We start from the raw sequence: 13180 nt of genomic DNA, 5'->3' as shown, positions 1-13180 counted from the left end.
GGTTCAGCACGCCCAGCACGCCGCGCAGCGTCGACTGCTCGGCGAGCCGCTCCGCGCACAGCGCCACCCGCAGCGCGCGCGACGCCTGCGGCGCGCTGACCCGCGCGGCCAGCTCCAGGGCCAGCGTCACCGGGTCGAGATCACTGACCAGCAACGCCATCCCGAGCCGCTCGGCGAGCACGCGGGTGGACGAGCTCATCGCCTCGCGAGGGACGACGACGGCCGCGGCGTTGCGCTCCCAGGCCAGGTGCAGGGCCGCGGCGGGTGACCACCCGCCGCTGGCGGCCTCGCCGTGCAGCACCACCAGGGTGTGCGGGCCGACGCGGCGCAGCCGGGCGAAGGAGTCGGCCAGCTCGACCGCGCGGACCTGGCGGCCGCCGCGGCCGGCGTGCCCGACCTCCGCGCCGGACAGCGGCGAGATCCGCAGCAGCTCGGCCAGTTCGATCGGTGCGGTGGGTGCGGGTCGGGTCATCGGCGCCTCGGGTGGTCGAGCGGGATCCCGTGGGTGGCCGGGCCGACCATGGCCAGGCCCTCCGGGGAGTACCAGACGGCGTCGGCCGGGGTGACCAGGATGTCGACCAGGTCCCCCGGCTCCAGGCTGTCCAGCGTGGACACCCGGCCGCGCAGCACGTCGACCAGGCAGATCAGGTCCGGGGTGGCCGCGAGCAGCGCGCCGTCCGCGAACACCGCGACGATCTCGCTGCGCAGCTCCAGCCGGAACAGCCGGCCGGGTGCGTCGCCGTCGGGCAGCTCGTCGACGACCACGCTGGACGGGTGGGCCGGGACGGTGACGTCGCTGGGCCGGCTCAGGTGCTCCAGCTCGACGATCCGGCCGCGCCCGACGCGCCGGCTCCCGGTGATGGCCGCCAGCCGGGTCAGCAGCACGTCGGCGTCCGTGGTGGACAGCAGCAGGCGGCCGACGTTGACCAGCCGGGACACCGTGCCGGGCAGCGCCACCCGCGCCAGCCGGCCTGCGGACGACGGGTACGCCGCGAGGGCCGCCCACCCGCCGAGCACGTCGACGGAGGGGCGGGCCAGCCCGTCGGCGCGCCAGGCGGCCGCCGCACCGATGGCGACGGTCTCGCCGGTCGCGCCGCACAGCACGAGCGGGGCCGGTGACAGCCCGCCCAGGGTCATCGCGGTGTGGTGGATCAGGGCGAACGTCCGGCCCATGCCGTCGGCGTCCAGCAGCGGCACGGACAGCTGGGCGGCCGCGGCCACCGGCACCAGCGCCGAGACGGTGGCCGCTGCGAGGGGGTAGACGGCGCCGAACCGGCGACCGCAGACCTGGGCCAGGTGTTCGACGGCCGTGGCGAACTCGTCGCCGGCCGGGGGCAGGTCGGCCAGCGCCGACCCCGAGCCCATGACACAGACGGCGACGCAGGCGGTCTCGGGGTCCAGCGTCCCCGGACGCTGCACCGGCACGGGGCCGTTGCGCTCCAGCAGCTCGGTGAGCCAGTCGACCAGCGACGACTTGCTGGCGTCGCCGACGGCGGGGGAGTAGAAGGTGGCTCCCTCGTACAGCGCCGGCACGTCCGCGGCGGTGAGGGCGCCCGCGGTCCCGACCCACGAGGTACCCGCGGTGCCTGCCGTGCCCGCCGTGCCGACGCCGCCCGCCGTGCCGGGGGTGCCTGCCGTGCCGACGCCGCCTGCCGTGCCGACGGTGCCTGCCGTGCCGACCGTGCCCACCGCCCTCACCGGATCCCGATCCGGTCGTCGGCGACGCCGGCGATGCGCACCCGCACGCGCACCGTGCCGGACGGGCTGTACGGCACCGCCACCGCCGACATCTCCACCACGGTCGCGGTTCCCGGGGCGGCGCCGTTCGCGGTGACGATGGCCGTGGCCCGCTCCTGCGCGTCGCGGCGCACCTCGGCCAGCCGCTCGGTCGAGTCGATGACGGCGATCTCGTCCAGCCAGGCCGTCGGCCGGCTCACGGCGGCGCCGACGCAGGCCAGCTGCAGCGGGTCGCCGTCCGCCGTGACCAGGGGCAGGTCCGCGGTGCCGGCGGCGCTGCCGGCGGCGGCCGGCGGCATCCAGGTCAACGCCGCGGTCGGCACCACCAGGGCGGTGCCCAGGTCCGCGGTGCCGTAGGGCTGGACGGACGCCAGCCCGTGGCGGACCTCGCCGAGCGGGACGTGCCCGGCGGGTCCCTCCGCGGCGGCGGGGGAGAGCACCACCCGGCAGTCGGTGCGCCCGGCCAGGGCGGCGGCACCCTGCAGCTGCAGCGCCGGACCGGCGCCGACGCCGAGGACGGGATGCGCCCTGGCCAACGCCAGCGACGCCCAACCGCCGTCGCCGCGGGCCACGGTGAGCGCGGCGCCCGGCAGCAGCCGTCCGGCGGCGTCCTCGGCCTCGTCCAGCAGGTCGGCGGCGCGGCGGCCCAGCGCGGCGTCGAGCACGGCCGTCGCCTCGCGGGCCACCAGCCCCTGCCCGCCGAGGTCGGCGGCGAGCGACAGGTGCGCGGAGGGCAGGCGGCGGCGCAGCACGGCCGCGACCGCCAGTTCCTGGCGGGGCTGGGCGTGCGACCCGGCGGCGACCACCGCGATGCCGTCGGCGTCCCGGACCGCCGGCAGCCCGGCGAGCCGCTCGGCGCCGGCCAGGTCCAGCTCGCGCAGCGCGCGGCCGAACAGGTCGCTGCCGCCGCCGACCGTGAACCGGCCGTGCACCAGGTCCTCGACCACCGTGGCGGGGTGCCGGCCCAGCGCGTCGTCGGTCGCCGGCCGCGGCACGATCCGCAGCACGGCGACCCGCGGGCGTCCGGTCCCCCCTGCGGATCGGGCGGTGTCGGACAGCATCCGGCTGATGTCCAGGGTCACGCCGTCCACGTCCGGCCGGGGCAGCGCCCGCAGCAACCGGCGCAGGTCCGCACCGGGGACCGAGGCCTGCGCGACGACCAGCCCGCCGTCCAGCAGCGCCGCGTGCGAGCGGTCGGGACCGAGGGTCACCCCGACCCGCGGCCGCCGCGGGGACGTCGGGGCCGGCATCCCGGCCACGCTACCTGTTGCGGTTGCGCAGGTACTGGTCCACGGTGACGGCCAGCAGGATCAGGCAACCCTGCACCACCTGCTGGTAGGTGGTGTCCCAGCCGAGCAGGTTGAAGCCGTTGCCGATGAGGGTCAGCAGCAGCGCGCCGACCACGCCGCGCCAGATGGCGCCCTCGCCGCCGAGGATGCTGGTGCCGCCGATCACAGCGGCCGCGATGGCCGAGAGTTCCATGCCGGTGGCCATGCTCGACTGCGCGGACCCGGCCCGGGAGGCCAGGATCAGCCCGGCCAGCGCTGAGCAGATGCCGCTGACGACATAGGCCGCGATCTGCACCTGGCCGACCCGGATACCGGACAGCCGGGCCGCCTCGATGTTGCCGCCGACGGCGTACACCCGGCGACCGAACGTGGTCGAGCTGACCAGGAAACCCAGGGCGATGACCACGACCAGGAAGACCACGGTGGCCGAGGTCAGGCCGAACAGGGACGGCCAGGTCAGCGTCCCGAAGTCGTCGGCCTGGTCGGCCAGCGGGTAGGCGATCGCACCGGCGGTCACGACGACGGCCAGCCCGCGGTAGATGATGCTGGTGGCCAGCGTCGCGATGAACGAGTTGACGCCGCTGCGCACCACGATGCTGCCGGTGAGGAAGCCCAGCAGCGCGCCGGCGACCACCGCCGCGCCGAAGCCCACCGCGACGCCGGCGATCCGGACCACCTGGACGCCGACGATGGCCGAGACGGCCAGGCTGGCGCTGGCCGTCAGGTCGAAGACGCCGCTGATGATGCAGATCGTCGCGCCGGCCGCGAGCAGCCCGACGACCGAGCACTGGTCCAGCAGGTTGACCAGGTTGGAGGTGGTCAGGAAGGTGTCGGTGCTGACCGACAGGGCGACGACGATCGCCAGCAGGGCGATGACGATGCCGTAGTCGCGGATCCGGATGCCCCGGCGCAGCGAGGCGGTGCCGGCACCGGGGGTGGGCGAGTCGACCAGCTGGGTGCTCATGCGTTCTCCTTCGCGGCCGCAGAGGGTGGGACGGTGGCGTCGGGCGGGGCGCCGGGTGCGGTGGCCGGGCCGGTGCGACCGGCGGCGCGACCCGGGGTGGCGGTGGGTTCCTCGTCGCCGAAGGCGGCGGCGATGACCCGCTCGCGCGGCGTGCCCCTGGGGAACTCGCCGACCACCCGGCCGTGGCGCAGCACGATCGCCCGGTGCGAGAGCTCCAGCAGCTCCTCGATCTCGGACGACACCACGACCACGGCCATGCCGTCGGCGGCCAGGTCGACGATCATCCGGTGGATCTGGCTCTTGGCGGCCACGTCGACACCGCGCGTGGGCTCGTCGATGAGCAGCACGGACGGCTTGCGCAGCAACCACTTGGCGAACAGCGCCTTCTGCTGGTTGCCACCCGACAGCGTCTGGATCGCCGCGTCGGGCTTGGCGGCGCGGATGTCGACGGCATCGGAGACCTCCCGCACCGCGGATCGTTCCGAGCCGCCCTCGACGAACGGCCCGCGCCGGCGGGCGGACAGCGACGCCAGCGCCACGTTCTCCCGCACCGACCGGCTCATCACCAGCCCCTGCTCCTTGCGGGACTCCGGGACCAGCGCCATCCCCGCGGCCATCGCGGTGCGGGGCGAGAGCGAGGACAGCGGTTGCCCGTCGATGCGCACCTCGCCGGCGGCGAGCCGGTCGGCACCGAAGAGCAGGCGCAGGGTCTCGCTGCGGCCACTGCCGACGAGCCCGGCGATGCCGAGGATCTCGCCGGCCCGCACCTCGAGGTCGACGCCCTGCACCGGACCCCGGGACAGCGCCGAGGCCGACAGCCGGACCGGGGCGTCGTCGGCGACCGGCACCGGCTGCGGGTACAGCACGTCGATCTGCCGGCCGACCATGTGCTCCACCAGCGTCCTGGGCGTCAGCCGGGCGGCGTCGTCGGTCAGCACCAGGTTGCCGTCGCGCAGCACGGTGACCCGGGTGGAGACCGACAGCACCTCGTCCAGGAAGTGCGAGACCAGCAGCACCGTGGTGCCCGCCGCGGCCAGCCGCCGGATCAGCGCGAGCAGGTTGTCCTTCTCGTGCTCGGACAGCACCGCGGTCGGCTCGTCCATGGCCAGCACCCGGGTCCCGCGGGCGAGCGCCCGCAGGATCTCGACCTGCTGCTGGACGCCGATGGACAGCCGGCCGACCCGTTCCCGCGGGTCGACGTCGAAACCGGTGAGCTCGATGAGCTCGTCGAAGACCGCCCGGTCCGAGCCGCGCCGGGCGAAGCCCCAGCTGTTGGCCCAGCGGCCGAGGAAGACGTTCTCCAGCACCGTGCGCGCCGGAACCAGGGCGCCCTCCTGGGAGATCAACCCGACGCCGGCGCGGATCGCGTCGCGCGGGGTGTGCACGGTGACCGGCCGGCCGTCGACGGCGATGCTGCCCTGGTCCGCGCGGACCGCGCCGCCGAGGATCTTCAGCAGGGTGCTCTTGCCGGCGCCGTTCTCGCCGACGAGGCTGTGCACCTCGCCGGACGGGATGTCCAGGTCGACGTCCCGGAGCACCGACACCCCGCTGTAGCTCTTGCCGATGCCGCGGACCGTCAGGTCCGGTGCTCGCCGGAGGGTGACCGGCACGGGGACCTCCTCGGAGGGGACGGTGTCTGGGTCGGGCTGCCGGCGCGACGCGGGATCCGCGCCGCTGCCGCAACGGTCGTGCCGCCGGCCGCTCCGGGGAGCGCCGGCGGCACGACCGCCGCCCGGGTCAGTCGGAGTAGTCGGCCTTCTGGCCCTGCAGCGTCTCCTTGGTGCCGAGCGCCTTGTACGGCGTCAGGTCACGGGCGTCGCTGGAGGTCGGCACCTGCTGGCCGCGCGCCTTGGCCAGACCCAGCTCGGTGGCCTTGGCGCCCTCGGACTTCTCCGGGATGTTGTAGACGCCGTACCACTTCCCGGAGGCCACGCCGGCGAAGGCCTGCGTGGAGCCGCCGTTCCCGACGAACAGGATGTTCTTGCCGTTGGCGACCGGCGCCGCGCCCTCGATCGCCTGCGACGAGCCGATGACGACGTTCACGTCCGGGTGGGCCTGCAGCACGTTCTGGAACGCCGCGCGGCCGCTGTCCGGGGTGTACCCGCCGACGACGCTGGCCACCAGGTCGGCGCCGCCGGCCCGGATGGCGTCCTCGGCGGCCTTGGTGCGGGCCGCGTCGAGCGGGTAGTTGGCGAAGCCCTGCAGGTACGCGACCTTGCACGGGTTGGCCGCGAGCTGCTTGCAGGCGCCGAGACCGAGGGTGGCCAGGCCCTGCCCGTTGACGGTCGGTGCGTCCACGATGCTCACCACACCGGGCACCTGGGCCTCGATGGTGTCGTAACGGCCGCCGACCGGGGTGAACTCCACGACGACGGTGATGCCTGCGGCCAGCGCCTGCTTGACCGCCGGGACGATCGCGGTGCCGTCGTTGGCCTGGACGATGACGACGTCGAAGCGCTTGGAGGTCACCGCGTCCTGCAGCTGGTTGACCTGGGTCGGGCCGTCGAAGTTGGAGTCGATGAACTCGGCGGTGGCATTGCCGGCCGCCGCGGCCTCCTGCACGCCGGCCCAGGTGGCCTGGGCGAACGAGTTGGCCTTGGCGAAGCCGAAGAAGCCGACGCGCAGCTGCTTCCCGGCGGCCGTGCCGGTGGCGGCAGCGGTCGACGACGACCCGGAGGCGGCACCGCCGGACGACGCCGAGCCTGCCGAGCCCGAGCCGGCGGCGCCGGACGACGCAGAGCTGGCCGTGCCGGCGGTGCCGGCCGTGCCGGTGTCGGCGGCCGAACTGGATGTCACGGCCGCGCTGGACTCGCTGCTGGCGCTGGAACTGGTGGAGGCGGTGCTGGGCCGGCTGCAGCCGGCGAGCACGACCGCCGCCACCGTGACGGCGGCTGCAGCGCTGAGCAATCGGGGTCGGATCACTGCTGCTCCTCGAGGATGTGTGCTGCGCCTGTGGCGGAGGCGCCGGACGGGACGGTGGTGGACATCGGGGTCCCCACGGCCGCGGCGGGGGACGTCCCCGCCACGGCCGCGGAGGTCTGGGTGTCCACCGGGTCCGTGGCCGGGGCGGTGCCGGCGGAAGCACCGCCGCGGCCGACGGATTCGTAGAGCTGTGCGACGAGCGGGCGGTCGAGCGGCTCGAGCAGGTCCAGCAGGCCGGCCGAGCTCTCGGCGCGCCACGGGTCGGCGACCCAGCGGGCGTAGGCCGCGGCGTCGTCCCACTCCGCGACGACGAGCAGCCGGCCGGACCCGGGATCGAGATCCCGCAGCAGCGAGACCGCGCGACAGCCCGGGAACCGTTCGGCACGCTCGAGGATGCCCCGGCGCTCGTAGAACGCCTGGACCGCAGCCACGTCCCCGGCACGGGCCGGGAGCTGGAGCACGCTGGTGATCACTGTCCGTCCTCGGGGTGTCGGCGGCGGGGTGAGAGGCATCGTGGCGGGTGGTCCACGGGTCACGGTGTGCGGCCAGCACACTGCGCGGCGCCGGGACTGTGCGTCGTCACGCGGTCGTTGCGCCGCCGAAACGTGCGACGGCCGCGACACCGCGAGGAGGGGCCGGGACCGGCGCCGGTCGTGGCCCGGACCCGGGCCGCCGGCCGTGCGGCGCCGAGGCTCGGCCGGTCCCTGCCGGTCTCTGCCGGGTCTCCGCCGGTCCGTGCCCGGCGATGCCGTCCGGCACCGCCCACGGTGGCCGCCCCCGTCGCGGTGCCGCTGCCGGGTGGCCCGGCCCGGTCGCCGGCCCGGTCGCCGCCCCGGTCGCCGCCCCGTCGAGACCCGTTGCTCGCACCGGCATCCCGGCCGGGCCGCGCGAGCGGCAGGTCGGGGTGACGCACTCCGGCGGCCGGTTGACACGGCGCCGGGCAGGTGTCACGGTGGGCCCGACGCCGTGGGTGCGGTCGGGATGTGGCGTCCCGCCGCCGACGGTCCGGCGTCGTCCCTCTGCGCGCCGGTGGTCCGTCGGGCCGCCGCCTGCACCCGCCGCTGCCCGGGCGCGTCCCGGTCCGCGTCCGCACCCGCCCGTGGAACCGGCTCCGGCACCCGCCGGACGGCCGCCCCGCCGGCCCCGCACCGTCCCCACCCAGAACGGACTCGCCATGGACCTCACCAGCCGGATCGCCATCGACGTCGGAGGCACCTTCACCGACGTCGTCGAGCTCGACACGTCGACGGGGGCCCTCCGGTTCGGCAAGGTCCCCACCACCCCGGCCGCCCCGACCGAGGGCGTGCTCGACGCGTTCGGGACCACGCGCGCCGGCACCGGCGGCACCGCCATGTTCACGCACGGGACGACGCTCGGCCTCAACGCGCTGCTGACCCGGACCGGCGCCCGGACGGCGGTCATCGGCACCCGCGGCTTCCGCGACGTCTACCTGCTCGGGCGCACGGACCGCCGGACCAACTACGACATCCGCTACCGCCCGCCGGCTCCGCTGCTGGAGCGGTACGACACCTTCGAGGTCACCGAGCGCAGCCTGTTCGACGGCTCGGTCCACCAGCCGCTCGACCAGGACGACGCCCGCCGCGTCGCCCGGACGGTCGCCGAACGCGGGTACGACGCCGTGGCGGTGGCGTTCCTGCACTCCTACGCCAACCCGGACCACGAGCTGCGGATGCGCGAGATCCTTGCCGAGGAGGCGCCGTCCGTCGTGGTGACGCTGTCGCACGAGCTGTCCCGGGAGTACCGGGAGTACGAGCGCACCAGCACCGCGGTGCTGGACGCCTACGTCAAGCCGATCGTCCGGCGCTACCTGCGGACGCTGGAGGACGACCTGGAGCAGGGCGGCTTCGGGGGCCGGTTCCTGATGACCCGGTCCGGTGGCGGCGCGATGACCGCCCGGACGGCGCGCGAGCAGCCGGTCAGCCTGATCCTGTCCGGACCGGCCGGCGGCGTCATCGGCGCAGCCGCGCTGTCCCGGGTCATCGGCGTGCCGAACCTGATCACCATCGACATGGGCGGCACCAGCCTGGACGCGTCGCTGGTGGTCGACGGCGAGCCGGTGCTGCACCAGGGAGCCGAGTTCGAGGGCCTGCCGATCAACACCCCCTCGCTGTACATCCACACCATCGGCGCCGGCGGCGGTTCCATCGCCTGGCTGGACCCGGCCGGCGGGCTCCAGGTCGGCCCGCAGAGCGCCGGTGCGGTGCCCGGGCCGGCGTCCTACGGCCGCGGCGGCACGCTGCCCACGTTCACCGACGCCGCCCTGTGCATCGGCTATCTCGGCGCCGGCGCACCCCTGGGCGGCACGCTGGTGCTCGACGAGCAGCGCGCCGCGGCGTCGTTCGGGCCGATCGCGCAGGCGCTGGGCATGGACGTGCCGGCGCTGGCCCGCGGCGTCGTGCAGATCTCCACCACCAAGATCATGGGTGCGGTGCGCGCGATCACCGTCGAGGTCGGCCGCGACCCCAAGGACTTCGCGCTGCTGTCGTTCGGTGGCGGCGGCGGTCTCGTCGCCGTCGACGTCGCCGAGGCGCTCGGCATCCCGACCGTCGTGGTTCCGCCGGGGCAGGGCGCCTTCTCGGCGTTCGGCATGCTGATGGCGGACGTGCAGCACGACGCCTCCCGCACCGAGGTGGTGCTGCTGCACGACCTGGACACCGCCCAGGCCGAAACCACCTTCGCCGACATGCAGGACGACGCGGCCGCCCGGCTCGCGGCGGAGGGGTTCGGCCCGGACCGCCAGGTCTTCTCCCGCACGGTCGACGTCCGCTACGCCGGGCAGGAGCACTCGGTCACCATCCGGTACCCCGACGGCGGCGACGTGGTCGGCGGTGTCGAGGAGGCCTTCGCCGAACTGCACGAGCGGCAGTACGGGCACGTGATGACCGATCCGGTCGAGATCACCACGCTGCGGCTGCGGGCCGTCGGCGTCGTGGACCGGCCGGAGCTGCCGACCGTCGCGACCCGCGACGGGGGCGCACCACCCCGGGACGGCGAGCGTCCGGTGTGGGTGTCGGCGGCCGAGCCGGCCGTCCCGTACGCCCTGTACACCCGGGAGAACCTCCTGGCCGGCGACGTTGTCGACGGCCCGGCCGTCGTCTCCGAGCACACCGCCACCACCGTGCTGCACCGCGGCGACACGCTGCGGGTCGGGCCGCACGGCGAGCTGGTCATCACCGTCGGGCACGGCGCGGCGGCCCCATCGGGCACCGCCGCGGACCTGGCGGCCGACACCCCTGATCCGGACGGCGCCCCGGTCGGCGCGGCGGCCGGCGACCCGCGGACGGGAGCACAGCGATGAACGACGCCATCACCACCGAGGTCATCCGGCACGGCCTGCTCGCCGCCGCCGAGGAGATGGCCAGGAACCTGTGCCGCACCGCGTACAACACGGTGGTCTACGAGATCCACGACTACGGCATCGGTCTGCACGACGTGCACGGCGACGTCGTGGCCGACGCACCGGGTATCGCGGTGTTCACCCGCGGGAACGACCACGGCATCAAGCGTGCCGTCGAGTTCCTCGGCCGGGACGCCATGCAGCCCGGCGACGTGTTCCTGCTGAACTACCCGTACTGGTCGTCGGCCCACACCCTGGACCCGCTGGTGTTCGCGCCGATCCACGTCGACGGCGAGCTGATCGGTTTCGCCTCGTGCCGCATCCACGTCCTGGACCTCAAGCAGAAGGACCCGGGGTACGTCCTGGACTCCACCGACATGTCCCAGGAGGGGCTGTTCTTCCCGGGTGTCCGGCTGTACGAGCGCGGTGTCGCCAACGACGACATCTGGAACGTGGTGCGGTTCAACAGCCGGCTGCCGGAGCGCACGATCGGCGACCTGCAGGCGCAGGTCTCGGCGTGCGTGTCCGGTGTCCGGCGCACGCAGCAGATCGCGCAGCGGTACGGCACCGAGACCCTCACGACGGCGATGACCACGATCAACGACCACGGCGAGCGGCTGGCCCGGCTGGCCCTGGCCAAGCTCCCCAAGGGCACCTGGAGCGCGATCGACTTCGTCGACTCGGACGGCGTGGACCTGGACCGGCTGATCGCCCTGCGGGTGCAGGTGACGGTGACCGACGACGAGATGGTCATCGACTGGACCGGTACCGACCGGGACGTGCGCGGCCCGATCAACCTGCCGGTCGGCCAGACCGAGGCCTTCTGCAGCCTGATCTTCAAGGCGATGACGACGCCCGACAGCCCGGTGGTGGCCGGCAACTTCCGCCCGCTGCGGGTGGTCACCGAGCCCGGGTCGGTGGTGCACGCGGTCCCGCCGATGCCCACGTTCACGCTGTGGACGGGCCTGCTCGGCGGCGAGGTGGTGCTCAAGGCCCTCGCCCAGGGCATGCCCGACCTGGTGCCGGCGTGCTCCGGCGGCGACGTCTGCTCGATGATGGGCCTGGGGGTCAACCCGCGCACCGGCGAGGCGTGGCTCGAGGCCACCAACGAGGCGGTCGGTTTCGGCGGGCACGCCGGCGGCGACGGCGCGGACGGGATCATGCACCTGTCCGAGCCCGGCTGCCGGAACAACCCGGTCGAGGTGCTGGAGACCAAGTCGCCGATGTTCATCGAGTCCTACGGCTACCGCCCGGACAGCGGCGGCGCCGGCCGGTACCGGGGCGGCGTGGGAGTCGGCCGGGCGTACCGGTTCACGGCACCGTCGACCGGGATCTGCCTGGTGTACAAGACCAAGACCCGGCCGTGGTCCATCGCCGGCGGCCAGGAGGGCGAGAACAACCATGTCGTCCTCAACCCGGGCACGCCGCGGGAGGTCGTCCAGGGCGGCAGCTACAACATCCTGGACACCGGCGAGGTGCTGGTGAACAACACCGGCGGGGGCGGCGGTTTCGGGGACCCGCTGGACCGGGAGCCCGAGCGGGTGGCCGCGGACGTGCGCAACGGCTTCGTCAGCGCCGAGGCGGCGCGCCGGGACTACGGCGTCGTCGTCGACCCGGTCACCTTCGCCGTCGACGACGCCGCCACCTCCGCCGCCCGCGGCGGGCTGGCGGCCGCCCGATGACCGCGCTCAGCGTCGTCGACGTCGGCGTGCTCGACGTGGCGACCGGCGCGGTCACCGACGGCCCGGTGCACGTCGTGGACGGCGTGGTGGCCGGCATCGGCGGCTCGGCCGGCGGCGGTTCGGCGACGGTGGTCTCCGGTCGCGGTGGCGTGGTCGTCCCCGGGTTGATCGACGCCCACTTCCACGCCTACGGCGTGGAGCTGGACATGGTGCGCCTGGAGACGTGGCCGCTCAGCTACGTCGCCCTGCGCGGCGCCCGGCGGCTCGAGGCGGCGCTGCGGCGCGGGTTCACCACGGTCCGCGACCCGGCGGGCGGTGACGCGGGGTTGGCGGCGGCCATCGACCGCGGGGTGATCGCCGCACCGCGCTACCTGTGGACCGGCCCGGCGCTCAGCCAGACCGGCGGCCACGGCGACCCCCGTCCCGGCGACGGCGACCTGCAGTGCTGCCACCACCACGCGACCGAGGTGGTGGACGGGGTCGACGCGCTGCGGGTGGCGGTGCGGGACCGGTTCCGCCGCGGGGCGCACGCCATCAAGATCATGACGTCCGGTGGGGTGGTGTCGCTGACGGACCCGATCCGGATCCCGCAGTACTCGCCGGAGGAGGTCAGCGCGGTGACCGGCGAGGCGGCCCGCCGCGGCAGCTACGTCGCCGCGCACGCCTACTCGCCGGAGGCCATCCGGCACTCGGTGGAGAACGGCGTCCGCAGCATCGAGCACGGCAACCTGCTGGACGCCGCGACCGCCGCGCTGATGGCCGAGCACGGCGCCTTCCTGGTGCCGACCCTGGCGACCTACGACGCCATGGACCGCCGCGGCGAGGAGATCGGCATGGCCGCGGTGTCCCGGGCCAAGAACCGGGAGGTGCTCGAGTCCGGACGGCACGCCGTCGAGCTGGCGCGCGCCGCCGGCGTCCGCATCGGTTTCGGCACCGACCTGATGGGCGAGCTGGAGTCCGAGCAGCTCGAGGGTCTGCGGCTGCAGGTCGAGGTGGAGGGCCCGCTGGCGACCCTGCAGGCGGCGACGACGGTCAACGCCGCCCTGATCGGCCGGCCGGACCTGGGCGTCGTCCGCGAGGGGGCGCCGGCGGACCTGCTGGTACTGGACGCCAACCCGGTGGAGGACCCCGCGGTGCTCTGGGCCGGGCCGGACCGGCGCACCGTCGTGCACGCGGGCCGGGTGGTCGCGGGCTGAGCCCGCACACCCGGCCGGGCCGCGCGATGCGG

The 13180-nt window shown here is 75.0% G+C and carries 9 protein-coding genes and 1 pseudogene; 3 read left to right on the top strand and 7 right to left on the bottom strand.

Annotation, left to right across the window (positions count from 1 at the left end):
- The 7 genes and pseudogenes from IEY37_RS11165 to IEY37_RS11135 form a co-directional block, all read right to left on the bottom strand.
- Positions 1–472, bottom strand: a pseudogene (locus tag IEY37_RS11165) (PucR family transcriptional regulator); the annotation flags it as partial.
- A complete protein-coding gene (locus tag IEY37_RS11160; protein ID WP_188941644.1) occupies positions 469–1689 on the bottom strand; it encodes a DUF917 domain-containing protein in 1221 nt (406 codons plus the stop codon). The pseudogene IEY37_RS11165 and the gene IEY37_RS11160, both read right to left, overlap by 4 nt.
- Before the next feature lie 5 nt (positions 1690–1694).
- Positions 1695–2987: a hydantoinase/oxoprolinase family protein gene (locus IEY37_RS11155; RefSeq protein WP_188941643.1), complete on the bottom strand. Its 1293-nt coding sequence runs from the start codon at positions 2985–2987 to the stop codon at positions 1695–1697.
- Positions 2988–2997: 10 nt separating this feature from the next.
- On the bottom strand, positions 2998–3990 hold the full coding sequence (locus IEY37_RS11150; protein ID WP_188941642.1) for an ABC transporter permease: 993 nt from the start codon (positions 3988–3990) through the stop codon (positions 2998–3000).
- Complete coding sequence (locus IEY37_RS11145) at positions 3987–5600, bottom strand: sugar ABC transporter ATP-binding protein (RefSeq protein ID WP_188941641.1); 1614 nt, start codon at positions 5598–5600, stop codon at positions 3987–3989. The genes IEY37_RS11150 and IEY37_RS11145 overlap by 4 nt, the downstream gene beginning before the upstream one ends.
- A 127-nt stretch (positions 5601–5727) precedes the next feature.
- Entirely contained in the window at positions 5728–6912 is a 1185-nt protein-coding gene (locus tag IEY37_RS11140; RefSeq protein ID WP_229674302.1) for a sugar ABC transporter substrate-binding protein, read from the bottom strand.
- A complete protein-coding gene (locus tag IEY37_RS11135; RefSeq protein ID WP_188941640.1) occupies positions 6909–7385 on the bottom strand; it encodes an antibiotic biosynthesis monooxygenase family protein in 477 nt (158 codons plus the stop codon). Before IEY37_RS11135 ends, IEY37_RS11140 begins: the two co-directional genes overlap by 4 nt.
- Positions 7386–8086: 701 nt before the next feature.
- Between IEY37_RS11135 and IEY37_RS11130 the strand changes: the two genes are divergently transcribed.
- The 3 genes from IEY37_RS11130 to IEY37_RS11120 are packed head-to-tail and all read left to right on the top strand — an operon-like array spanning position 8087 to position 13148.
- On the top strand, positions 8087–10231 hold the full coding sequence (locus IEY37_RS11130; protein ID WP_188941639.1) for a hydantoinase/oxoprolinase family protein: 2145 nt from the start codon (positions 8087–8089) through the stop codon (positions 10229–10231).
- Positions 10228–11952: a hydantoinase B/oxoprolinase family protein gene (locus IEY37_RS11125; RefSeq protein ID WP_188941638.1), complete on the top strand. Its 1725-nt coding sequence runs from the start codon at positions 10228–10230 to the stop codon at positions 11950–11952. Before IEY37_RS11130 ends, IEY37_RS11125 begins: the two co-directional genes overlap by 4 nt.
- Positions 11949–13148, top strand: a complete 1200-nt coding sequence (locus tag IEY37_RS11120; protein WP_188941637.1) for a metal-dependent hydrolase family protein — start codon at positions 11949–11951, stop codon at positions 13146–13148. Before IEY37_RS11125 ends, IEY37_RS11120 begins: the two co-directional genes overlap by 4 nt.
- Positions 13149–13180 lie beyond the last annotated feature (32 nt).

It is taken from the genome of Nakamurella endophytica (genome assembly GCF_014646215.1).
Classification (GTDB): Bacteria; Actinomycetota; Actinomycetes; order Mycobacteriales; family Nakamurellaceae; genus Nakamurella; species Nakamurella endophytica.
Note: the sequence above shows the minus strand (reverse complement) of the source record. Positions and strands in the feature narration are given on the sequence as shown.